The 23,938-nt window shown below is 70.2% G+C and carries 17 protein-coding genes; 8 read left to right on the top strand and 9 right to left on the bottom strand.

Annotated features, from left to right (window positions below):
• Nucleotides 1-2 precede the first annotated feature (2 nt).
• The 5 genes from treZ to glgX all read left to right on the top strand — a co-directional run bounded on the left by treZ (nt 3) and on the right by glgX (nt 8,914).
• Nucleotides 3-1,790, top strand: a complete 1,788-nt coding sequence (treZ, locus tag RAB70_RS07155) for a malto-oligosyltrehalose trehalohydrolase (protein WP_192578897.1) — start codon at nt 3-5, stop codon at nt 1,788-1,790.
• 148 nt (nt 1,791-1,938) lie between these two features.
• The gene (locus tag RAB70_RS07150; RefSeq protein WP_148827653.1) at nt 1,939-3,906 is read left to right on the top strand and encodes a 4-alpha-glucanotransferase; all 1,968 of its coding nucleotides are present in this window, start codon (nt 1,939-1,941) and stop codon (nt 3,904-3,906) included.
• Nucleotides 3,903-6,518 carry a malto-oligosyltrehalose synthase gene (gene treY, locus RAB70_RS07145; RefSeq protein ID WP_148827661.1) on the top strand — a complete coding sequence of 872 codons (2,616 nt, stop codon included), beginning with the start codon at nt 3,903-3,905 and terminating at the stop codon, nt 6,516-6,518. The genes RAB70_RS07150 and treY overlap by 4 nt, the downstream gene beginning before the upstream one ends.
• A gap of 14 nt (nt 6,519-6,532) precedes the next feature.
• Nucleotides 6,533-6,739, top strand: a complete 207-nt coding sequence (locus RAB70_RS07140) for a DUF2934 domain-containing protein (RefSeq protein WP_148827654.1) — start codon at nt 6,533-6,535, stop codon at nt 6,737-6,739.
• 9 nt (nt 6,740-6,748) lie between these two features.
• The gene (gene glgX, locus RAB70_RS07135; protein WP_148827655.1) at nt 6,749-8,914 is read left to right on the top strand and encodes a glycogen debranching protein GlgX; all 2,166 of its coding nucleotides are present in this window, start codon (nt 6,749-6,751) and stop codon (nt 8,912-8,914) included.
• A 151-nt stretch (nt 8,915-9,065) separates the two neighbouring features.
• Here the strand turns inward: glgX and RAB70_RS07130 are convergent, their stop codons facing one another.
• On the bottom strand, nt 9,066-10,973 hold the full coding sequence (locus RAB70_RS07130; protein WP_225851519.1) for a PEP/pyruvate-binding domain-containing protein: 1,908 nt from the start codon (nt 10,971-10,973) through the stop codon (nt 9,066-9,068).
• A gap of 339 nt (nt 10,974-11,312) precedes the next feature.
• On the opposite strand from RAB70_RS07130, the gene RAB70_RS07125 reads away from it, so the two are divergent.
• The gene (locus tag RAB70_RS07125; RefSeq protein WP_148827656.1) at nt 11,313-12,296 is read left to right on the top strand and encodes an NAD(P)-dependent oxidoreductase; all 984 of its coding nucleotides are present in this window, start codon (nt 11,313-11,315) and stop codon (nt 12,294-12,296) included.
• Between the two features lie 954 nt (nt 12,297-13,250).
• Entirely contained in the window at nt 13,251-13,973 is a 723-nt protein-coding gene (locus RAB70_RS07120; protein ID WP_148827657.1) for a hypothetical protein, read from the top strand.
• 600 nt (nt 13,974-14,573) lie between these two features.
• Here the strand turns inward: RAB70_RS07120 and RAB70_RS07115 are convergent.
• The 7 genes from RAB70_RS07115 to RAB70_RS07085 form a co-directional block, all read right to left on the bottom strand.
• Nucleotides 14,574-15,839, bottom strand: a complete 1,266-nt coding sequence (locus RAB70_RS07115) for an MFS transporter (protein ID WP_148827658.1) — start codon at nt 15,837-15,839, stop codon at nt 14,574-14,576.
• A 146-nt stretch (nt 15,840-15,985) separates the two neighbouring features.
• Entirely contained in the window at nt 15,986-16,657 is a 672-nt protein-coding gene (locus RAB70_RS07110; protein WP_148827659.1) for a hypothetical protein, read from the bottom strand.
• A 97-nt stretch (nt 16,658-16,754) separates the two neighbouring features.
• Nucleotides 16,755-17,546 carry a hypothetical protein gene (locus tag RAB70_RS07105; RefSeq protein WP_309252729.1) on the bottom strand — a complete coding sequence of 264 codons (792 nt, stop codon included), beginning with the start codon at nt 17,544-17,546 and terminating at the stop codon, nt 16,755-16,757.
• Between the two features lie 288 nt (nt 17,547-17,834).
• Complete coding sequence (locus RAB70_RS07100; protein WP_148827698.1) at nt 17,835-19,172, bottom strand: sigma-54 dependent transcriptional regulator; 1,338 nt, start codon at nt 19,170-19,172, stop codon at nt 17,835-17,837.
• Nucleotides 19,157-20,593, bottom strand: coding sequence for a HAMP domain-containing sensor histidine kinase (locus RAB70_RS07095; RefSeq protein ID WP_148827697.1), 1,437 nt, complete (start codon nt 20,591-20,593; stop codon nt 19,157-19,159). The genes RAB70_RS07100 and RAB70_RS07095 overlap by 16 nt, the downstream gene beginning before the upstream one ends.
• A 75-nt stretch (nt 20,594-20,668) precedes the next feature.
• Complete coding sequence (gene poxB / locus RAB70_RS07090) at nt 20,669-22,378, bottom strand: ubiquinone-dependent pyruvate dehydrogenase (protein WP_192578899.1); 1,710 nt, start codon at nt 22,376-22,378, stop codon at nt 20,669-20,671.
• Nucleotides 22,379-22,505: 127 nt separating this feature from the next.
• Nucleotides 22,506-22,844 (bottom strand): hypothetical protein, encoded by a 339-nt coding sequence (locus tag RAB70_RS07085; protein ID WP_148827695.1) that lies wholly within the window; start codon nt 22,842-22,844, stop codon nt 22,506-22,508.
• Between the two features lie 197 nt (nt 22,845-23,041).
• Between RAB70_RS07085 and RAB70_RS07080 the strand changes: the two genes are divergently transcribed.
• Nucleotides 23,042-23,269 (top strand): hypothetical protein, encoded by a 228-nt coding sequence (locus RAB70_RS07080; protein ID WP_148827694.1) that lies wholly within the window; start codon nt 23,042-23,044, stop codon nt 23,267-23,269.
• A 79-nt stretch (nt 23,270-23,348) separates the two neighbouring features.
• On the opposite strand, the gene RAB70_RS07075 is transcribed toward RAB70_RS07080, so the two are convergent.
• Nucleotides 23,349-23,780, bottom strand: coding sequence for a low affinity iron permease family protein (locus RAB70_RS07075; protein WP_017910123.1), 432 nt, complete (start codon nt 23,778-23,780; stop codon nt 23,349-23,351).
• Between the last annotated feature and the right edge of the window lie 158 nt (nt 23,781-23,938).

Raw genomic sequence — 23,938 nt, 5'->3', positions numbered from 1 at the left:
CCATGGCCACGACCGCTGTCTCGACCGACTCCCCTGCCGCCCCGCGCGCGGCGCTGCGCCCCGGCGCCTGGCCGGGCGCCAACGGCGAGGTCGCCTTCGCGCTGTGGGCGCCGGATGCCGAGCGCGTGGAGCTGGTGTTCGGCGACGATCGGCGGCAGCCGCTGCAAGCGATCGGCGACGGTTATTTTGCTGCCACCCTGGCGTGCGCGCCCGGCACCCGCTACCGCTACGCCATCGACGGCGGCACGCCGGTGCCGGATCCGGCCTCGCGTTGGCAGCCGGACGGCGTGCACGGCGCCAGCGCGGTGCTGGCCACCGACGGTTACGCCTGGCGCCACGGCGACTGGCGCGGCCGGCCCTGGGCCGAGACGGTGTTCTACGAACTGCACGTGGGCACTTGCGGCGGCTACGCCGGGTTGCGCGCGCAGCTGCCGACCCTGGCCGCGCTCGGCGTCACCGCGATCGAACTGATGCCGCTGGCCGAATTCCCCGGCCGCCACAACTGGGGCTACGACGGCGTGCTGCCGTACGCGCCGGCCTCGGCCTACGGCCATCCCGACGAACTCAAGGCACTGATCGACGAGGCCCACGGCCTGGGCCTGAGCGTGTTCCTGGACGTGGTCTACAACCACTTCGGCCCGGACGGCAATTACCTGGGCCAGTACGCCTCGACCTTCTTCCGCGAGGATGCGCCGACGCCCTGGGGCGCGGCGATCGACTTCCGCCTGGCGCCGGTGCAGCGCTACTTCATCGACAACGCGCTGATGTGGCTGCACGAGTACCGCTTCGACGGCCTGCGCCTGGACGCGGTGCACGCGATCGTGCCCAACGCCTTCCTCGACACCCTGCGCGAGGCGATCACGGCCAGCGTGGCCGACGGGCGCCACGTGCACCTGGTGCTGGAGAACGAGGCCAACCAAGCCGGCGTGCTGCAGCGCGGCTACAGCGCGCAGTGGGACGACGACTTCCACAACAGCCTGCACGTGCTGCTGACCGACGAGCACGAGGGCTACTACGCCGGCTTCGCCGACGCGCCGGCGCAGCACCTGGCACGCGTGCTCGGCGAAGGTTTCGCCTTCCAGGGCCAGGCCGACCACCGCGGGCACGCGCGCGGCGAGCCCAGCGGCCATCTGCCGCCGCACAAGTTCGTGATCTTCGCGCAGAACCACGACCAGATCGGCAACCGCGCCCGCGGCGACCGGCTGATCACCCAGGTGAGCGAACCGGCGCTGCGCGCGGCGCTGGCGCTGACCGCGCTGACCCCGATGATCCCGCTGTTCTTCATGGGCGAGCCGTGGGGCAGCCGGACCCCGTTCCAGTTCTTCACCGACTTCGCGCCGCCGCTGGACGAGGCGGTGCGCGAGGGCCGCCGCCGCGAGTTCGCGCACTTCGCCGCCTTCGCCGACCCGGAACAGCGCGCGACCATTCCCGATCCCAACGCGCCGGGCACCTTCCAGGCGTCCATCGCCGACATCGGCGACGCCACCCACGGCGACGGTGCGCGCTGGCGCGACTGGTTCGCGGCGCTGATGGCGCTGCGCCGCCAGCACTTGGTGCCGGCGCTCGGCCAAGCCAGCGCGCTGGGGGCGCGGGTGATCGGACCTAAGGCGATCGCCGCGGGCTGGCGCCTGGGCGACGGCGAATGGCACGTGGCGGCCAACTTCGGCGACGCGCCGGTGGCGCTGGACCTGCCCGGCAGCACCGTGCATGCGGAGAACGCCGGCGACGACGCCGCGCAGTTGCCGCCCAACGCCTTCGTCGCGCGCTACCGGCCCGGCAACGCCGCATGAGCGCCCGCTGTCGCGACGCCATCGCGACAGCGTCCCCGGCACGCTGGCCGCCTCGTTCGCTGCCCACCGCCGCGCACGCGCCGCCGGCGCGTGTGGGCGGGACCGCGGCGGATCCCTCTTTTGCCTTGCTGCCCGGTTCGCCCTGCCCATGACCGACACTTCCCTGCACACCCTGGCCGACGCCGCCGGCCTGCTGGTCGACTGGATCGATGCCGGCGACACGCCGCGCACGGTCGCCGACGACACCCTGCGCCACGTGCTCGGCGCACTGGGCCTGGACGCGCGCGACGCGGCCGCCTGCCGCGACAGCCTGCGCCGGCTGCAGGCCGATGCCGCGCTGCCGCCGCTGCTGACTGCCGACGTCGACGCGCCGGTCGAAATCGGCGCTGCCCCCGGCACGGCGTACCGGCTCGACAGCGAGGACGGGCGCGCACTGCACGGCCACTGCGACGCGCAGGGCCGCCTGGTCGCGCCCGATACCGCCGGTTACTGGACGCTGCAGCATGGCGACCGCCGCACCACCCTGGCGGTGGCGCCGCCACGCTGCTACGGCGTCGCCGACGCGGTGGGTGCGGCGCAGCCACGGCGCTGGGGCCTGTCGCTGCAGGTGTACTCGGCGCCGGGCGGCTACGACGCCGGCATCGGCGACGCCGCTGGCACCGCCGCCTGGGCCGCACGCATCGCCGCGGCCGGCGGCGATGCCATCGCGCTGAGCCCGGTGCATGCGGCGCGACCGATCGGTGCGCACTACAGCCCCTACTCGCCCAGCGACCGCCGCTTCCTCGATCCGCTGCAGGCGGCGCCGGCACGCGTGCTCGGCGCCGCCGCCGCGCAGCGCGCGCTGAATGCAGCCGGGCTGGCGCAGGCCTTCGCCGAGGCGCAGGCGCGGCCGCTGATCGACTGGCCGGCCTCGGCTGCGTTGAAGTGGCAGTGGCTGCGCCAGCTGCACGCCGACTTCGGCCAGGCCGACGCGGCCCTGCACGCCGACCTGGCCGCATTCGAACGCGACGGCGGCAGCGCCCTGCACGCGCATGCCGCGTTCGCCGCACAGGACTTCGGCGATGCCGATCCGGGTCTGCACCGCTTCGCGCAGTGGTTGGCCGCGCGCAGTTGGGCCGACGTGCAGCGGCAGTCACGCGCCGACGGCATGGGCATCGGCCTGATCGCCGACCTGGCGGTCGGCTTCGACGCGCAGGGTGCCGAGGCCGCGGCGTGGCCGCAGGCGGTGCTGCAGGGGCTGGAACTGGGCGCGCCGCCGGACGCGTTCAACGGCGACGGCCAGGCCTGGGGCATCTGCGGCTATGCGCCGATCGCGCTGCGCGCCAGCGGCTTTGCGCCGTTCATCGAACTGCTGCGCGCGGTGATGCGCGATCGCGGCGGCGTGCGCATCGACCACATCCTCGGCCTGCTGCGGCTGTGGGTGATTCCGCGCGGCGCACCCTCCTCCACCGGCGTGTACCTGCGCTATCCGCTGCACGACCTGCTGCGCCTGCTGGCGCTGGAATCCTGGCGGCACCGCGCGATCGTGATCGGCGAGGATCTGGGCGTGGTGCCGGACGGCATCCGCGCGGAACTGTCGCGCCGCGGGGTGATGGGCATCGACGTGCTGCTGTTCACCCGCGACCGCGCCGGCGCGTTCCTGCCGCCGGCGCAGTGGCGCCCCGACGCACTCGCCACCACCACCACCCACGACCTGCCGACTCTGCGCGGCTGGCGCCGCGGCGAGGACATCGACTGGCGCCGGCGCCTGCAACTGAGCGACGCCGCGCAGCAACATGCCGACCACCAGGCACGCACCGACGACGTCGCGCGCATGGACCAGGCGGTCGCCGCGGCGCTGCCGCCCGCCGAGGCCGCCGACCCGGAACTGGGCGCGCTGCGCTTCGTCGCCGCCACGCCGTCGCCGCTGGCCCTGCTGCCGGCCGAGGACGCGCTGGGCCTGGACCAGCAACCCAACCTGCCCGGCACCGTCGACGGCCACCCGAACTGGCGCCGGCGCCTGCCCGCGCCCGATGCCGCCGCGACCGCGGCCACCCTCGCCACGCGCCTGGACGCCTTCGTCCAGACCCGCCAATCCACCTCCACCGCCGCGCAAGGATCCGACGCATGCGCATGATTCCCCTGCGGGCCACCGCCCGCCTGCAGCTGCATGCCGGTTTCACCCTGCTCGATGCCGCCGCACAGGTGCCGTATTACGCCGGGCTGGGCATCAGCCACCTGTATCTGTCGCCGATCGGCACCGCGGTGCCCGGCTCCACCCACGGCTACGACGTCACCGACCCGCGCCAGGTCAATCCCGAACTCGGCGGCGAGCCAGCGCTGCTGCACCTGTCCGAGCGCGCGCGCAGCCACGGCATGGGCCTGATCCTGGACATCGTGCCCAACCACATGGCCACCCACCCGAGCAATCCGTGGTGGTGGGACGTGCTCACCCATGGCCGGCGCAGCCGCCATACCGGCTGGTTCGACATCGACTGGCGCGCGCCCGGGCGCGAGGGCAAGCTGTGGTTGCCGGTGCTGGACCGCCCCTATGCGCAGGCGCTGAGCGAAGGCGCGCTGCAGTTGCAGGTGGCCGAGGACGGCAGCGTGGTCCTGCTGCACCACGACCAGCGCTTCCCGATCCGCCTGGACGGCGCCATCGCCCAGGAACCGGCCAGCGCGCGCCCGGCCTGGGCGGCGCGGCTCAACGACGCCGCACGGCTGGGCGACGACGCCCTGCACCGGCTGATCGAACGCCAGTGCTATCGCCTGGCCTGGTGGCGGGTCGGCAACGACATGCTCAACTACCGCCGCTTCTTCGACATCACCTCGCTGGCGGCGTTGCGCGTGGAGCAGAACGACGTGTTCGCCGCGGTCCACGAGCTGCCGCTGCGGCTGGTCGCCGAGGGCCATCTGGATGGCGTGCGGGTCGACCACGTCGATGGCCTGGCCGATCCCACCGGCTACGTGCAGCGGCTGCGCACACAACTGGACCGCGCCGGCCGCCGCCGCGGCATCGCCCCGGGCGGCATCGCCCTGTATCTGGAAAAGATCCTGGCGCCGCACGAGCAGTTGCGCAGCGACTGGCCCTGCGACGGCACCACCGGCTACGACTTCATGGATCAGGTCGCCGCGGTGCTGCACGACCCGGCCGGCGCCGAACCGCTGACCGCGCTGTGGCGGCGCTGGAGCGGGCGCAGTGGCGACTTCGGCCAGGAGCAGCGCGCCGCGCGCGACGAGATCCTGCAGGGTTCGCTGCAGGCCGAGTTCGTGCGCACCGTGCAGGCGCTGGGCGCCGCCGCGCACCTGGATCCGCTGACCCGCGAGTTCAGCCCGCAGATGCTGGCGCGCGGGCTGATGGCCTTGCTGCGGCACTTCGAGGTGTACCGCACCTATGCCGGGCCCGATGGTCTGGACGACGACGACGCGGCGCGCCTGGCCCAGGCCGCGCAGCGTGCGCGTGCCGGCGCCGAGCCGCGGGTGTGCGCGGCGATCGATGCGATCGAACGCTGGAGCCGCGACGGCCGCGGCACCGGCAAGGCGCAGGTGGCGCTGCGGCGGATCGTGCGCCGGCGCCTGGAACAACTGTCGGCACCGCTCAATGCCAAGTCGGTGGAGGACACGTCCTTCTACCGCCACGGCGTGCTGCTCTCGCGCAACGAGGTCGGCAGCGAACCGGACGTGTTCGCGCTGACGCCGGAGGCGTTCCACGCGGCCAACGCCCTGCGCGCGCAGCGCTATCCGCGCGCGCTGCTGGCCACCGCCACCCACGACCACAAGCGCGGCGAAGACGTGCGCATGCGCCTGGCCGCGCTCAGCGCGCAGGCGCCGTGGTGGGAGGCGCAGGTGGCGCGGTTCCAGGCGCTGTCGGCCGACCTGCTGCCGGCCGGCAGCGCCGCGCCGCTGCCGGGCGACCTGCTGATGCTGTGGCAGATGCTGGTGGCGGCGTGGCCGCTGGAACTGGCGGTGGACGACGCCGACGGCCTGCGCGACTACGCCGAGCGCATCGGCGCCTGGCAGCTCAAAGCCGCGCGCGAAGCCAAGCTGCGCACCCACTGGACCTGGCCGGACGAGGACTACGAGCGCAATGCGCGCGCGCTGCTTGATGCGGCACTGGTGCAGCCAGCCGGCGCGGCACTGCGCGAGGCGCTGGCGCAGGCGGCCGCGGCGCTGGCCCCGGCCGGCGCGCTCAACAGCCTGGTGCAGACCACCCTGCGCCTGACCCTGCCCGGCGTGCCCGACCTGTACCAGGGCAGCGAGGGCTGGGATCTGTCGCTGGTGGATCCGGACAACCGCCGCCCGGTGGACTACGCGCTGCGCCAGGCCTGGCTGCGCGATGCCACCGCAGCGGACGCGCTGCTGCGGGACTGGCACAGCGGCCACGTCAAGGCCTGGTTGACCGCACAGCTGCTGCAGCTGCGGCGCGCGCATCCGGACCTGTTCGCGCACGGCCGCTACACGCCGCTGCAGGCGCAGGGCCCGCAGGCCCAACACGTGCTCGGCTTCGTGCGCGAACACGAGGGCGTCTCGCTGGTGGTCGCGGTACCGCGGCTGGGCGCGGCCGCGCAGGCGCCGCGGCCGGACGCGACGCTGCGGGCGCAGTTCGATTGGCGTAACACGGTTCTGACACTGCCGCAGGCACAGTATCGCCCGGTGCTGGCCAGTGCTACCGTCGACGCGACGTCGGCCATTGCGGTGTCGGCGCTGTTCGCCGAGTTCCCGGTGGCCGTGCTGGTCGCCTCCCCCTGATCTCGCAAGAAGCCATGGACGCAGAAACACGCCAACGCCGCATCCGCCAACTCGCACACGAAATCTGGGAAGCCGAAGGGCGACCCGATGGCCACGCCGCCCGCCATTGGGCCATGGCCGAACGCCTGGTGGCCGCGGAAGCGGCCGCCGAAGCCGATGCCGAGGCGCTGCAGCCGTCGCAACCGCGACGCAGCGCAGGCAACGGCAGCACCTCTTCCTAAGGATCCTTCATGCCCGTGCGCAAGCTCACCCGCCGTTCGCGTATCCGCGAGGGCCTGCCGTATCCGCTGGGCGCCACCTGGGACGGCCTGGGGGTGAACTTCGCCCTGTACTCGGCGCACGCCACCAAGGTGGAGCTGTGCCTGTTCGACGATCGCGGCCGCGAGATCGAACGCATCGCCCTGCCCGAGTACACCGACGAGATCTGGCACGGCTACCTGCCCGACGCGCGCCCCGGCCAGCTCTATGGCTACCGCGTGTACGGTCCGTACGCGCCCGACGCCGGGCACCGCTTCAATCCCAACAAGCTGCTGCTCGACCCCTACGCCAAGCAACTGGTCGGCGAACTGAAATGGGCGCCGGCCCTGTTCGGCTACACCATCGGCCACAAGGATGCCGACCTCAGCTTCGACCGCCGCGACAGCGCCGCCTACATGCCCAAGTGCGCGGTGATCGATCCGGCCTTCACCTGGGGCAAGGACCAGCGCCCGCAGACGCCGTGGGACAGCACGGTGATCTACGAGACCCACCTGCGCGGCACCACCATGCGCCACCCCTCGGTGCCCGAGGCCTGGCGCGGCACCTTCTCCGGGCTGAAGGTGGACGAGGTGGTCGAGCACATCAAGCGCCTGGGCATGACCGCGGTGGAACTGCTGCCGGTGCACGCCTTCGTCGACGACGAATACCTGCTCAAGCAGGGCCTGCGCAATTACTGGGGCTACAACACCATCGGCTTCTTCGCCCCGCACCCGCGCTACATGGCCACGCGCACGGTGTCCGAGTTCAAGCAGATGGTAGCCCGGCTGCACAGCGCCGGGCTGGAAGTGATCCTGGACGTGGTCTACAACCACACCGCCGAAGGCAACGAACTGGGGCCGACGCTGTCGTTCAAGGGCATCGACAACGCCAGCTACTACCGCCTGGCCGAGGACCGCCGCTTCTACATCAACGACACCGGCACCGGGAACACCTTCGACCTGACCAATGCCGGCGCGCTGCGCATGGTCAACGACTCGCTGCGCTACTGGGTCTCGGAGATGCACGTGGACGGGTTCCGCTTCGACCTGGCCACCATCCTCGGCCGCGAGCACCACGGCTTCGATCCCAAGGGCGGCTTCCTCGACGCCTGCCGCCAGGACCCGCTGCTGAGCCAGGTCAAGCTGATCGCCGAGCCGTGGGACGTCGGCCCCGGCGGCTATCAGGTCGGCGGCTTCCCGCCGGGCTGGTCGGAGTGGAACGACAAGTTCCGCGACAACGTGCGCGCGTTCTGGCGCGGCGACGAAGGCCAACTGGCGGAACTGGCCACGCGCCTGACCGGCTCGGCCGACCTGTTCCACCACCGCGGCCGCCGCCCCACCGCCTCGGTCAACTTCGTCACCGCCCACGACGGCTTCACCCTGCACGACCTGGTCAGCTACGCGCACAAGCACAACGAGGCCAACGGCGAGCACAACCGCGACGGCTCGGACAACAACATCTCCGCCAACTATGGCGTGGAAGGCGAGACCGACGACGAGCAGATCAACGCGCTGCGCCTGCGGCAGATGCGCAACATGCTGGCCACCCTGCTGCTGTCGCAGGGCACGCCGATGCTGCTGGCCGGCGACGAGTTCGGCCGCAGCAAGGGCGGCAACAACAACACCTACTGCCAGGACAACGAACTGACCTGGCTGAACTGGGAAGCCGGCCCGCGCGCGCATCAGCTCAGCGCGTTCGTCTCGCGCCTGACCCACCTGCGCGCGCACTACCCGCTACTGCACCGCGCACGCTTCTTCGACGGCGTCTACGACGAGGAACTGGGCATCAAGGACGTGACCTGGCTGGCCCCGGACGCCGAGGAGATGACCGAAGCTTCCTGGCACGACCCGCACGCACGCGCGCTGATGATGCGCCTGGACGGCCGCGCCCCGTCCAGCGGCCTGCGCCAGGCCGCGTCCAACGTGACCCTGCTGATGATCGTCAACGGCGCGGTCGAGGACGTCCCGTTCACCCTGCCGCTGGTCGAAGGCGAACACTGGCGCGTGCTGATCGACACCGCCGAGCGCAACGGCGAACACGGCCTGCCCGGCGGCTCGCAATGGCACGGCATCGGCCGCTCGCTGACCCTGCTGGCCGCCGAGCGCGACAGCAAGTCCACGGCCGCGCATCACCGCAATGCGGATGCGCCGACGGCGTGAGCTGATGGGAGCGCCCGACGATCTGCCGGGCGCTGCGGGTCGCGGCTTCAGCCGCGACCAGAGCTCGATGGAACTCAGATACCGCCGTAGCGCGCAGCTGCCCACCGCAAGCGGCCGCACCGATAACGCCTCCGGCAGCCACTGAGGGGGTTCACTGGCGCCCACCCCGCTCCACATACGGCCGCGCCTGCAGGATCACCACCTCGTCGCCGACAACCGCCCACTCGATGTCCTGGTCGGCGCCGCCCAGCGCCTGCTTGGTCATCGCGCCGACCTTGGCCAGTCGCGCGATGAGGGCATCGGTCAGTACCTGGCGGGTGCCGGTGATCGGCACCTCACGGACACCGCCGGCAGCGTTGGCCACGAGCTGGGTGTCCTCGGCCGAGCGGCTCAGCACCTGCACCGCCTTGGACCAGCTCGAATACATCACCTGTTCGGCCTGGCGCTTGCCCTCGACCACGCGGATGCCCAGGCCGCGCTTGGCCGAAATGTAGGTGACGTGGCGGCGCGCGGCATCGAACGGATCGCGGGTGATCATCACCCCGGAACTGTCGGACGGCGCGGCCAGCTGCACCAGTACCGCCATGGCCACCGCGTCCTGCGGCAAGCCGGCGGCGGCGCGCGCTTCGTAGGCCTCGAAGTTGTACACCGACGCCCACACCGTCTGCACCGCCTTGGCCAATGCGTCGGCATGGGTGACGTTGGGCACGGTGGTGTACAAACCGGCGCCGCTGAAGCCGGGCAGATCCTCGGAGTTGGACGAGCTGCGCACGAACACGCCAGCGCCGTGCAGTTGCGCCTGCCACTGCGCCTCCAGCGCACGCACGAAGGCGGGATCGGGCACGGCGTCGGCGATCTCGGCACGCAGCGTCGCCAGCGCGGCGCGACGCACCTCCGCATCGGTGGCGAAGCCGGGGCGTCGCTGCAGGTCGCGCAGGCGCTGATCGACCTGCAGACGCTGCAGCGTCGCCTGGTAGAACGCGAACGGAATGCAGAAGCCGTCCGGCACGCGCGCGGCCGGCGGCAGCACCGCCTTCAACGTGCCGAGATTGGCGGCCTTGGTCCCGCAGGCGCGGCTGTCGCGGGCGCGCAGCGCCGCCAGCGGTTTGAGCACGGCCACGCTTAGGTCCGGACGCGGCAGCGCGCGGGCCGCGGTGCGGGGAGCGGCAGCGGGTGCGGCCGCCGGCGGACCCGCCAGCGCTGTCACCCGGTAGTCGTTGTGGGTGACATCCAGTTGGACCCAGCGCCCGTCGTACTGGCGCAACGCCGCCTGCGCATCGCGCACGTACACATTGGGAATGCCCCAGCCCTTGGCCAGCAGGTTGACGTGCGACAACAGCGTGGACGGGCGCTGCGTGACCAGGCCGGCGACCGGTGCCAATGCGATCGGCACCTCGTCCAGCACCGGGATATCGCGCGGCGACAGGGCACGGAACTGCGCCTCCGAACGCACGATGCGCAGCCGTCCCTCGGCATGGCCGGTGTTCAACGGCAGGAAGCGCTGTTCGCGCAGCAGCGCTTCCTGTGTCACGAAGGCCAACCCGGCGGACTTGGCCACCTGTTCATGCAGCGTGGAGTTGGTCTTGAACCGCAGCGTGTCGAAGAACGACGCGCGCAAGGCGGCATCGGTCTGCTGCAACAAGGACGCGGTAAGGACGTCGCCCTCCCAGAACTCGTAGGTGTAGCCCGGCATATCCTGCTGCCAGCTCAGGGTGCCGAACAGGAAGCGGCGCTGCGGATCGCGGTACTGCGCCTTCAGCGCCGTCTTGCCCATGCCCGGCGCCAGGCGCTGGCGCACGAATTGCTCGTGCAGCGCGAAGCGCGGGGTGTTGAGGTAGTAGACGCGTCCACCCTGCTGCCGGTCGATCACGAACAGCAGATGCGGCAGCTCCAGCGCGGTGCCGGCGTTGTAGACCCGCGCGAGCTGCAGGAACTGCGCACGGCTGTCCAGGCGCGGCAGGGAATCCGGTCCCGTCGCCGGCTGCACGGTGGCATTGCTGCCAGGGCGTTGCTCGTAGGCCGACGGCTTGCGCGCGGTCTGCGCCAGCGTGGGTGCCACCTGCCACAGCAGCGCGAAAAGGACACACCACGCCGACACGCGTGGCCACGAAGGGGACGGACGGGCTCGATCCATGATGCCGGTTCGGAAGGGCGACGAGCGCGGATCATACGCCAGCGCCTGCGCGTTGGTTGCGCGGCGAGGCGCTGCCGGGCATGGTTCGGCGTTTGGTGCCGCCGCGGGCCGTTGGGATGACGGGGGAGAATGACATCCGCTGCGGACAGCTCCACCAGGCCGTCCTTTCGGTATCGTTGACCGACAGAACGCTTCGCAGCCGCGTGCGGTCCCGCCACGTGCCTGCCCGCGACCTGACGCACCTCGCCCCAGCCAGGAGTCCGCATGCCGCTGTATCCCCTGTTCGCCGACCTGGCCGGACGCCGCGTGCTGGTCGTGGGTGGCGGCGAGGTGGCGATGCGCAAGATCGAGGCGCTGCTGCACGCCGGCGCCGACGTGCTGGTGTACGCGCACGCGCTCAACCCCACCGTGGCGCAGTGGCTGGCGCAGGGCCGCCTGCAGCGCGCCGACGGCGCCTTCGACCCGCAGTGGCTGGACGAGGCCTGGCTGGTGGTGGCGGCCACAGACGACGACGCGTTCAACCGGCAACTAGCCGAACAGGCCGGGGCGCGGCGCAAGTGGGTCAACGTGGTCGACGACGCCGCGCTGTCGACGTTCCAGGTGCCGGCGATCATCGATCGCGACCCGCTGTTGATCGCGATCTCCTCAAGCGGTGCGGCACCGATGCTGGCGCGGCGCCTGCGCGAGCGCTGGGAAACCGAACTGGACCATTCCTACGCCGAACTGGCGCAACTGTTCGCGCGCCACCGCGCCGCCATCCGCGCGCGCCTGCCGGACCTGCCGCAGCGCCGCCGCTGGTTCGAACAGGTACTGGAGGGACCGGTGCAGACCCTGCTGCAGAGCGGCCAGCGCGATGCCGCCGAACAGGCCTTCGCCGAAAGCCTGCAGCGCAGCGACGCGGTGCCGCGGCAGGGCAGCGTGTGGCTGGTCGGCACCGGCAATGGCGACCCCGGCGCACTGACGCTGAAGGCGCTGCGCGCGCTCAACCAGGCCGACCTGCTGCTGGTCGGTGCGCAAGTGAGCGCGGCAGTGCTGAGCCTGGCGCGCCGCGATGCCAGCCGCCAGCCGCTGCCGGACGATCCGGCCGCGCATCTGGCGCTGCTGATCGAACGGGCGCAGGCCGGACAGCGCGTGGTCAGCCTGTTGCCGGGCGATGCGTTCCGGAAACCGCCACACTCGGCGCTGGCAGCGCAGTTGGCCGCCGCGGGGGTCGCCTGCGAGGTGGTGCCCGGAGTGGCATTGGATTGAGGCATGGCAGCGTAGCTGGCGCACTTGGCGAAGACCGTCGCACGGCGCAGACTCTGCACACTGCGGCGGCAACTCGGCGTCCACCATGTCAGGCAGCACTAGAGACCCGTGAACCGACTACTTCCCGCGTTGGGCTTCCTGCTTCTCTTGACCGGGTGCGATCAGGCCCGGGAGCACTGTCGTAAGGTCAAGCCTGGAATGACCCTTTCCCAGGTGACCGCGGCGATGGGTAAGCCTAGAGATTCTTTCCTGCTTGGAGACCCCCCTGTCGGCATTATGCTGATCTATGGCCCGAAGACCCGCGACAGGTGGCCACAAGACGCAAACGGCCCGATAGCCATCGAGATGCAGGACGCACCGTCACGCGACCCAGCTGACAGGATCGTGGTGGAGACATATTGCCGCGCCAACTGACACCGACCCAACAATCGTTCAAGCAGAAATTGAACCGCCACGCCAGCCACATGGCAGCAAGCACCAGCTATTTGTCCAGCTACGCACTGCAATTCGGCCTGAGTTATATGCTAGGCCGCATGCGAATCTTTATAGCAAGACCGGGAGTTGGCACGCATTACTCAGAAGATTTCTTCGATCGCATTAAAGAGTTGCTTGTTGCAGCACGCTCAGAGCCGGCTAATTGGGACCACGGCGCCCCGGGTCAGAGCTATCCTTGTTGAATCGGCTTATGCCGAGGACTGTGACGTGGGATGAGCACGAATCCCGGGGAAATCCATTGGCAGATATGCCACACAACGCATTACCTATATCATCGCAAAGAGCAATGGACGGGGCCCTCAGGCAGCCCTTGCTCAAATGAAGCTAGCTTTCTTGGAAAACATGACCTACAAAGAAAAAATCTCTCTGGCGGTTACGTTGACTAGCAGGCCATATAGCTATTCGTTCGAATCGATTCCGCCTCGTGGCACTTTTTAACTCAGGCGTTAGCGTGCAAAGATGACTACTCGCACATCGAAGGTAGAAGCCATCGCATCTCATCTTCTTGACGGCTACCTGTTGCTTCGCGAAAAGGTGGCACTGCTAGAGCCCATGCTATTTGATCAAAATGTGGTGACTCGTCATAGCCAGGGCTTCGCCAGGCGCGGGTTCAACACACTGAGGCACACACTGTTCCTAAGTTGCGTTCAAGACATTACCAAGCTATGTAAAGACGCCGATGCACGCTCCCCAAGCATTTGCAACGTCGTGCGCACGCTGCGGGATGGAGCTATTTGCAAAGACCTTCGCGATAAGTTCTCTATTTGGGGCCCACCGCTGGCCGAACCAGAAACGGACCCTCTTATTCTGGAGGCATTACATCGCATCAACCTACGGGAACAGGCCCAGCGCAAGGAGCAGTTCGATGAACTCCACGCTGAACTGGAATCACGGTGGGAAGAGCTGAACCAGTCCACCGTCCTTGGCGCGTTCCGCCAGGTACGCGATAAGGTCTCTGCTCACACCGAGATCCGACAGGTTGCAGACCAGTACGCGCCTGTGGATATCAGTTCGCTCGGCATCAAGTGGGGGCAGATCGGAGAGACCACTAGGAGAATGGAGCGCCTGGTGGAACTATGCGGGCTTCTCGTTCGAAACACGGGCTTTGCCTGGGAAGCGCTAGAGTCACAACTCACCCGCACTTCTTCTGGCTTCTGGCTCGTCGAAACGGGTGCACGCTAACAATTTTTCCAAGCCGAAGCCGCTTCGCAGCGCTGCTTAGTTCGAGTATTAATCCGCAGCGGATCGATAAGCACTGGTTCGTCAAAGCCAGCGAGCGGCGCCCGCTTACCGCAGTGCGCAGGACACCGTATCTTCTCCATCGAGAGCCCTCATCGTGGCGGGATCGCTCCCGGAAAAAACACACACTCGGCCCTCGCGCACGCCCACCATATAGAACAGCTCAAGCGAGTACTCGAAATATCCGCACCTCTAGTTCGCGATCAGCCATTCGCGATCGACGGCGTACCCGGGGTAACAGGGACACGAGGCGTCGGAAAGCATCGAGTAGATCAAGCCGACTTTTTAGCCGCTGACCTCAGCAGGGCATACAGCTATCCTTCTTGTGCTCGATGTGCATGAGCATCAGCTCCACCACATTCCCGTCGGGGAGCTCGCGGCGCAGGATCTTGCTTCTATGCAGACCTGCGCGTACTCCACTGCCTTCTGCGTACCGGTCAATCGACGCGTCGTTCGCCACGGCGTGGTCCATCCTGCGCATCGCGCCGTCAGCGTAACCGCGGCGTGTGCGGCAGCGCCATCGACGAGGCCAAGTAACGTGGATTAGGCCGGCAGCGGCGGCACCGGTTCGTCGGCCGTGCGACCCCGCTTCGCCGTCACCAGGTGCTTGCGCATGCCCACCCACAACGCCAGCGACAGCAGCGAGATGCCGCCCAGCAGCATGAACGCGGCACGGTAGCCGAACCCTTGCGCGATCCAGCCGCCCAGCGCGGGACTCAGCGCCGCGCCGACGCCCTGCATCGTCATCACCGCGCCCTGCCCGACGTTGACCCGGCCGGTGCCCTGCAACAGGTGCGCCACCAGCGCCGGCACTGCCACGCTCTGCAGGCCGGCGCCGACGCCATCGAGGATCTGCACCGGGAACACGCCCCAAGTGTGGATGACGCTGGCGGCGATCAGCCCGCGCAACGGCAGCGCCAGGAAGGTCAGCAGCAGCACCCACCAGTGCCCGCGCACGCGGATCAGGCGCATCGCCAGCAGCGAGGCGAGCACCATCGTGGACTGGGCGACGATGATGGTGGTGGCGGTCAGCGCGTTCGGGTCGCCCTGATGCGCGGCCACCACGGCCATGCCGTACAGCGGCAGCATCGCCGCATTGCCGAGGTGGAACAGCGCCAGCGCCGCGGCCAGGACCAGCAAGGGCTTGCAGGTCAGCAGTACCGACCAGCCGCTGACGTGGGCGCCGTTGTCGTCCTCGTCCTCGGCCTCGGCCATGCCGCGCGCCGCACGGTGATCGATCGCGTCGCGCGGAATCATCAACACCGAGACGATCGCCAGCACGCCGAAGCAGCCGGTCAGCACGAACACCGCGCCGAAACCGAATTTCCAGCCGAGCAAGCCCGCCAGCGCCGCCGCCACCACGTTGCCGGCATGGCTGCCGACCTGGTTGCGCGCGATCTGGTGATCGAAGCCGGCCTGGCGCACCAGGCCCAAGGTGATGCCGGACAGCGCCGGCCCCAGCGCGGCGGCGGCGAGCGCGGTCATCACCTGCGCGGCGATGACGCCCGGCAGGGTCGGCGACCACCACAGCAGCGCCGAGGCCAGCAGGATCATGCTGCAGCCGATCACCACGATGCTGCGCTTGCGCTTGGTCGCATCGACCAGCGCACCGCCTGGCGTGGTGGCGAGCATGCCGACAATGCCGCCGGCGGTCATTACCGAGCCGATCGCGCCGAGCGACCAGCCCTTGGATTGCAGGAACACGCTCAGGAACGGGCCGAGCCCGTCCTGCACGTCGGCCATGGTGAAGTTGAGCGCTTCCAGCGCGCGCGTGCCGCGCGGGCGCTGGCGCTTCTCGGCGCCGCTCATGTGCGCACCGCCGACGAGCGCGGCGACAAAGACAGGAGAGCGTGGTGCTGCGCAGGCGCGACGGGCGGCATGACGGTGTCCTGGATGAGCGCGGGAAACACAGGCGCGGCGGTGGCCAGGGGCACACCGCCGCGACGACTCGTGACTCAGTGGGGCTTGGGCTTCGGTTTCGGCTTGGGCCCGTCCTTCGGCGCAGCATCATCCGCATGCGCGTGCAACGGCTTGTGATGAGGCTTGGGCGGCTTCGGCTTCAACGGCTGCAGCGTCGCGTCGCTGGCGCCCAACGCCTGCGCATGCAGCACCTGGCCATGCGCGGACTCCAGCAATTCGCCCTGCGCCGTCAGCGGCTTGCCGGCGGCGAGCCAGCGCGCCGATTCCGGCACCGCGTGCGGCGGGAAGCGCACGATCAGCCCGTCCTCCAGCAGCGCGCCATGCACCTGCCCGTGCGGGCCGTGCAGCAGCCGTGCGATGGTGCCGGCGTGACGCACCGCGTCCTGCGCAGGTTTGTGCTTGGCCGGCGGCTTGGGCTTGGGTGTGTGCGGACCGGCATGCGGACCTTCATCGACGATGCGCGCGGCCCCATCCGGGTCCACCGCCAACGCCACCAGCACATCGGCGCCGCGCGGCTTGAGTCCGCGTACGCCGAGGCCGGCGCCCGGACGCAGCGCCTTCAGCAGTTGCGCCGACAGGTGCGGCGGGGTGTGCACTTCGGTGCCGTCGTCGAACAGCAGGCCGTCGACGTCGGCCTTGGGGTTGAGCAGGAAGCGCGCGAGCGTGCCACGGGTTTCCGGCAGGGAATCGGGATCGACCCAATGCATTGCATTCTCCAGACGAACAAGGGATGCCGGCGGGGGCCGGCAGCGCCCGCCGCGAGCGGCGGGCGCTGGGGTCAGGCGCGATGGAACCGCGCCCGGATCAACGCGGGGCTGGCGGCGGCGGCGGGGCGGCCGGCGCACCCGGCGCGCCCGGCGGCGGCGGAGCAGCCGGCGGCGCAGGCGGGGCCGGCGGCGCGAACACCGCCTGCAGCGAGTTGCGGTCGCGGCCGACCTGGGTGGCTTCCACCGAGCGACCCACCTGGGTCAACACGCCGAAGCCGTTGACGCTCAGGCGCGCGCCGGGCCGCAGCAACTCGCTGTACTGCACGGCGGCGTGCGGCGGCATGCGCACCACGGTGCCGTCGCTGAGCAGCACGCCGGCGGTGTCGCCGCGCGGGCCATAGACCAGCCGCTCGATGCGGCCATCGGCCTGCAGCGGGGTCAGGGCCGGCGGTGCCGGGGGCGCCGGCGGCGGCGTCATCGGGTTCGGCGGGCGGTCGATCACCTGCTTGCCGCTGCGGCGCGCGGTGACGGTGTTGGCCTGCAGCAGCGGCAGGCTGCCCAGGCGATAGCCCTGCACCGAGATCGCATCGCCACGACGCACGGCGGCCTGCAGATCGGCCGACAGGTGCGGCGGGAAGCTCACCTGGGTGCCGTCCATCAGCCACAGGCCATCGACGTCGCCGTTGGGGTTGAGCATGAAACGCTCGACAGTGCCGTCCACGCGCACCGGCGTGGCAGCGACGGGGGTCGCGGGCGGCGGCGGGGGTGCCGGGACACTGCCGGGCGCCGGCGGGGCGGGAGGTGCGGGCGGCGCCGGTACCTGCGCGGTGGCGGCAGCAGCGGCGGTGGCCAGCACCAGGGACAGAGCGAGTGCGCTACGACGGATCATGGGAGTTTCTCCTGAGCGGCAAGGGGGCGCCGCTCGCAGGAGAAATAATGCAGAGGCCGTGCCAACTTTTAAGTCATTGATTTTTAAATGAATCGAGTGCCGACCTGGCTTTGGCAGCGTCTCCATTCCATCCACATCTGTCCGCTTTGCGGACAGGTGTGGATGGAAGGGGATTGGGGATTAGGGATTGGGGATTCGTAAAAGCGGGTGTCGCGGCCTGATGTCAGGCGCTTTCACGAATCCCCAATCCCCAATCCCCAATCCCGGCGGCGCGCGCCAGCGCGCCGCCTACAACCCATACTCGTCGAGCTTGCGGTACAGGAGCTGGCGATGGATGCCGAGCCGGCGTGCGGCCTCGGCGCGGTTGCCGTGGGCCTGGGTCAGCGCCGCCTGGATCATCTGCCGTTCCAGTTGCGCGATCGCCTGCGGCAGGGTCAGCGCCTCGGTGTCGAGCGTCGTGGGCGTCTCGGCGGGCTGGGCCAGCAGTTCGTCCAGGTCGTGCGCCTCGACCACCGGTGCACGCACCAGCACCTGGCAGCGCTGCATGGCGTTGCGCAACTCGCGCACGTTGCCCGGCCAGGGATAGGCGCGCAGGCGCGCCTGCGCTGCCGTCGACAGGGTCTGCGGGGTGCTGGCACCGGCGGCGAGGAAGTGCTGGGCGAGCAGCAGGATGTCGTCGCCGCGCTCGCGCAACGGCGGCAGTTCGATCGGCACCACGTTGAGCCGGTAGCGCAGGTCGCTGCGGAAGCGCCCGGCGTCCACCGCCTGCAGCAGGTCGCGGTGGGTGGCGGCGATCACCCGCACGTCCACCTTCTGCGCGCCGCGCCCACCCAGCGGCGAGACCTCGCCTTCCTGCAGGAAACGCAGCAGCTTGGCCTGCATCGGCAAGGGCATGTCGCCGATCTCATCGAGAAACAGGGTGCCGCCGTCGGCGTCGCGGATCAGGCCGTTGCGGTCGCTCACCGCGCCGGAAAACGCGCCCTTGCGGTAGCCGAACAGTTCGCTCTCCATCAGCTCGGCGGGAATCGCCGCGCAATTGATCGCCACGAACGGCTGCGCGGCACGGGCGCTGGCACGGTGCAGTGCGCGCGCCGCCAGTTCCTTGCCCGTGCCGGTTTCGCCGGTGATGAGCACAGGCAGGTCGGACGCGGCGGCCAGGCCGATGCGCTTGTGCACGGTGCGCATCGCCGCGCTGTGGCCGAGCAGCGCGTCGTCTTCCTCGGCCGGCATCGCCGCTGCGGCGTCCGGCGCGGCGTCGCCGCGGCTGCGCAGGGCGCGCTCGACCACCTCGGCGATGTCGGCACGGCCCACCGGCTTGACCAGGTGATCGAAGGCGCCGAGCTTCATCGCCTCGATGGTGTTGCCGCTGGAGGCATGCGCGGTGAGCATCACCAGCGGCACGCGCATGGCCAGCGTATCGTCCTGGCGCGCACGCATCAGTGCGATGCCGTCCATGCCGGGCATGCGGAAGTCGACGAAGGCCAGGTCGAGCCCACCCTCGCCCAGGCGCGCCAGGCCCTCGCGCGGGTCGGCCACGGCCACCACCTCGTGGCCGAACGAGCGCAGCGTGGCCTGCAGGGTGCTGAGGAAGGCCAGGTCGTCGTCGATGATCAGGATGCGCGCCATGGCAGCTCCAGGCTGAACTCGGTGATGCCGTCGCGATGCGCGTAGTGCGCCTCGCCGCCATGGGCGCGGGCGATCTCGCGGACCAGCGCCAGGCCCAGGCCATTGCCGTCGCTGCGGCCGCTGGCGAACGGTTCGAACAGATGCGCGGCCACCGGCGCCGGCACCGGCTCGCCCTGGTTGCGCACGTGCAGGTGCAGCAGGTCGTTCTCGGCCTGCGCCGCCAACGTGACCTCGGTGCCGGGCATGGCGTGCTGCAGGGCGTTGCGCAGCAGGTTGTGCAGGGCGCGCGCGGCCTGCTGCGGATCCAGCATCCACTGCGCTGGCGCCGCTTGCAGGCGCAGCGCGATCGGCGGCGTCTGCCCGTCCCAGTCGGCCGGGTCCAGCAGCGCCTGCAGCCACGGTTGCAGCGCCACCGTCTGCCGGTGCAGGCGGATCGGCTGGACCATGCCGAGCAGGCTTTCCACCACGCCGTCCAGGCGCTGGATCTGCGCCAGCATCAGTTGCGCCTGGGCGTCGTCGGCGCCGTCCGCGTGCGCGGCGATCTGGTTTTCCAGCGCCAGGCGCAGGGTCGCGATCGGGTTGCGGATTTCGTGCGCCACGGTCGCGGTCATGCGCCCCAGCGCGGCCAGGCGTTCGTGCCGCGACAGCTCCTCGCCGAGCCGGCGGGTCTCGGCCAGCGCCTGCGCGTTGCGCTGCGCATAGTCGGTGACCGCGGCGCCGAGCCGGTCCAGCTCCGGCGCGCCGGTCTTGGGGATCTGCGGCACCTCGGCCGGCGTCGCCAGGGCCTGCTGGATGCCCTGCAGGCGCTGGCTCCAGCGCCGCACCACCCAGCCCAGCGCCAGCGCCGACACCACCACCAGCGCCAGGATCAGCGCCATCCCCAGCGCCAGCGGCAGACTGGCGGCGGCGTCGCTGGAAGCCACGCGGGTCATGGCCCAGGCCGCGGCGTTGCGGTCCAGCGGGCAGGCCGCGATCAGCAGGCTCTCGCGCTGCCCGTCGCGGCGGTAGTCGACCGGGTGCTGCGCCTCCACCCCGCGCTGCACGGTGGACACGATGACGTTGCGCTCGGCCGAGGGCACGTCGGTCTTGTGCTCGGTCCCGTCGTAGGTCGGATAGGCATAGGCGACGAAGCCGCGCTGGCGGTCCCAGAAGCCGCCTTCCACGCCGGCGGCATCGGCCAGCACCAGCTGCGACACCACCGCCGCCAGGCCGGTGCCGTCGCTACCGTGGGCGGCGGCGCTGGCGCCGTTGTAGCGCTGCACCATGCGCGTGCACACCTCGCGTAACCCGGCCTGCGCGCGTTCGCTGCGCACGCCCTCGCTGTGCCGGTACAGCCCGACCAGCACCACCGCCATGCCCACGCAGGCGGCGACGATGACGATCCAGATCAGCAGCAGTTGCCGCAACAGCGAACGGGGCATGGACGTCCTTGGGCGCGACGGAAGAGGCGGGGCGAACCGCGGCGATCGTAACCGCGCCGCGGTGCCTGCGGCGACTCAGCGCAGGTTGGTCTTGACCAGTTCCAGCACCTCGTCGCCGCGTCCGCTCATCACCGCGCGCAGCAGGTACAGGCCCATGCCCTTGGCCTGTTCCAGCTTGACCGCCGGCGGGATCGCCAGTTCCTGGCTGGCCACGCGCACGTCCACCAGCGCCGGGCCGGGATGCGCGAACGCCTCGCGCAGGGACGGCTCCAGTTGCGCCGACTCGTCCACGCGCAGACCCAGGATGCCCATCGCGTTGCTCATCGCCGCGAAGTCCGGATTGCTCAGGTCGGTGCCGGTATCCAGGTAGCCGGCCGACTTCATTTCCATCGCCACGAAGCCGAGCGAGCCGTTGTTGTAGACCACCACCTTCACCGGCAGGCCGAGCTGGGCCAGGGTGATGAAGTCGCCCATCAACATGGTGAAACCGCCATCGCCGGACAGCGAGATCACCTGCCGGCGCGGGAACTGCGCCTGCGCGCCCAACGCCTGCGGCATCGCATTGGCCATCGAGCCGTGGTTGAACGAGCCGAGCAGGCGGCGCTGGCCGTTCATGGTCAGGTAGCGCGCCGCCCACACCGTCGGCGTGCCGACGTCGCAGGTGAAGATCGCATCGGCGTCGGCGAGCGCATCGACCATGCGCGTGACGAACTGCGGATGCAACGGCTCGCCGGGGGCCGAGGCCACCGCTAGGTCGTCAAGGCCCTCGCGCGCCTTGCGGTAGTGAGCCAGCGACTTCTCCAGGAAGCCGCGATCCTCGCGACGCTGCAGGCGCGGCAGCAGCGCGGCGATGGTCTCGCGCACGTCGGCGGCGATGCCCAGTTGCAGCGGCGTGCGCCGCCCCAGCGCTGCCGGGTCGTTGTCGACCTGCACGATGGTGGCGTCCTTGGGATAGAACTGCCGGTACGGGAAATCGGTGCCGAGCATCAGCAGCGTGTCGCAGTTGAGCATGGCCTGGTAGCCGGAACTGAAGCCGATCAGGCCGGTCATGCCGACGTCGAACGGGTTGTCCCACTCCACATGTTCCTTGCCGCGCAGCGCATGCACGATCGGCGCGCCGAGCGCGTCGGCCAGCGCCACCACCTCGTCGTGCGCGCCGGCGCAGCCGCTGCCGCACAGCAAGGTGGTGGCCTTGCTCGCCTTCAGCAGATCGGCCAGCTTCGCCACGTCGGCGTCGGCCGGCAGGATGCGCGGCGCGGCCAGCGCCGGCCACGTCGTCGGCGTGCCCTTGGGCATTTCCTGCAGGGCGACGTCGCCGGGGATCACCACCACCGCCACGCCGCGGCGCAGGATCGCGGTGCGCATCGCCCGCTGCAGCACTTCCGGCATCTGCGCCGGGTTGGTCACCAGTTCGACGTAGTGGCTGCACTCGCGGAACAGTTCCTGCGGATGCGTCTCCTGGAAATAGCTCAGGCCGATCTCCGAGGACGGAATGTGCGCGGCGATGGCCAGCACCGGCTGGTGGCTGCGGTGGCAATCGAACAGGCCGTTGATCAGATGCAGGTTGCCCGGGCCGCAACTGCCGGCGCACACCGCCAGCTTGCCGCTCACCGCGGCTTCGGCGCCGGCAGCGAAGGCGGCCACTTCCTCGTGGCGCACGTGCATCCACTCGATGCTGTCCATCTGCCGCAGCGCGTCGGTCAAGCCGTTGAGGCTGTCGCCGGTCACGCCCCAGATCCGCTCCACGCCCGCGCTGTGCAGGGTTTCGGCGAGCAGGCGAGCCATGGTCTGCCTGGACATACGTGCTGATCTCCGGGTGGGGAGCGGCATGGTCGCACCGCGCGCGTTACCGACGCGTGGCGCAGCAGATGCAGCCCGCGCCTGCCGCCCCCATGTTCAGCGCACGGTGCGGCTAGTCTTCGCCGCGTGCAGCGGCGGCATCGTGTACCGCATCGCCATCGTCCTCGTGATAGCGGCCGGGCGTGGCCGCCTTGCCGTGTGCGCCGCCGGCATGCTCGCCAGTGGCGCCGTAGGTGGCGGCCTGGCCGAGGTTGGGCTGGCTGCGCCCGCTGCGGTCCTCGCCGTGGTCCTGCGGTGTCCGTGCGTGCGGCGACGGCATGGGCTGCGACGGCACGCCGCGGTCGCGGCCGCGCGGCACGCCGCTGTCGGCGGACGCATCGCCCTGCGTGCCGCGGTAGGCGGCCTGGCGGACATCGTGCGTGCCGGTGGGAGGTGAAGTGCGCTGCGCCATGACGATCTCCTGCAGAAGCCTGGAAACTCGTCACGCTAGGCCGGCAGGTGTTAGCCAACCCGCAAGGCGCCATGAAGAGCACGCGAGCAAGCACTGCGCTGCGAATCCGCGCCACCACGCCGCACGCACGTAACCTGCACGCCTGCGCCACCCGCGCTGGCCGACGCTGGCCGTTCCTTCCACATTGGAGCCCTGCGATGTCCGGTCTACTCTGGAAACTTGCCCTGGCCGGCACGGCCTATGCCGCCATCCGCGCCTATCGCCGCAACACCCACACCACCATGGCCGACGCGGCCTCGTCCATGCCACCAGCCGAACTGGATGACGGTCGGGCCACGCCGCCGCACGGCGACACCCTGCATGGCGCCGAGCGCGCCTCGACGACTGCGACCACAGACGATCCGGACGGCGCCGTGCCGGCCTGATCCCTGCAACGCGCAGCGGCGTGTCGCGCGCTCACCGCCGACACGCTGCTTCCGCCGTCCGCAGGGCGCGGGCGTCAGCTCAACCTTTGGGGCGATCGTGGGTTTCGCGGCCATCGCCGTGGCGCGCATTGCGCGCACGCAGTTCCTCGCTGGCCTTGCGCGCCAGTTCCTCGTATTGCTTGCGGATTTCTTCCAGCCGCTTCTCGTCCAGCTCTTCCAGGTCCAGCAGCTCGTTGTTGGCCTTGGCGCTCACCCGGATCAGCTCGTCGAGCTTGATCTGCATCGCCGCGGTGTCGGCGTTCTGGGTGTGCTGGATCAGGAACACCATCAGGAAAGTGATGATGGTGGTGCCGGTGTTGATGACCAGTTGCCAGGTGTCGTTGAAGCCGAACACCGGGCCGCTGAGGCCCCACACCAGCACGATGCATAGCGCGATGCAGAAGGTCCAGGGCGTGCCGGCGGCATACGACGCCTTCTTGGCGACGACGTTGAACAGCTTGGCAGGTTTCATCGCAGGCCCTCGCTCGACGGGAGACGCCTGCACTGCCGCCGGCGTCTGCAGGCGGCTAAGGATGATCGACAGCCTCCCGTGAGCGAGACGTGCACATCGCGCCAGCGCCGGGCCAATGAAAAAGGCGGGGTCGCCCCGCCTTTTTGCTTGACCTGTGC

Origin of the sequence: Xanthomonas sontii, assembly GCF_040529055.1 — a bacterium.
GTDB classification, from domain to species: Bacteria; Pseudomonadota; Gammaproteobacteria; order Xanthomonadales; family Xanthomonadaceae; genus Xanthomonas_A; species Xanthomonas_A sontii.
Note: the sequence above shows the minus strand (reverse complement) of the source record. Positions and strands in the feature narration are given on the sequence as shown.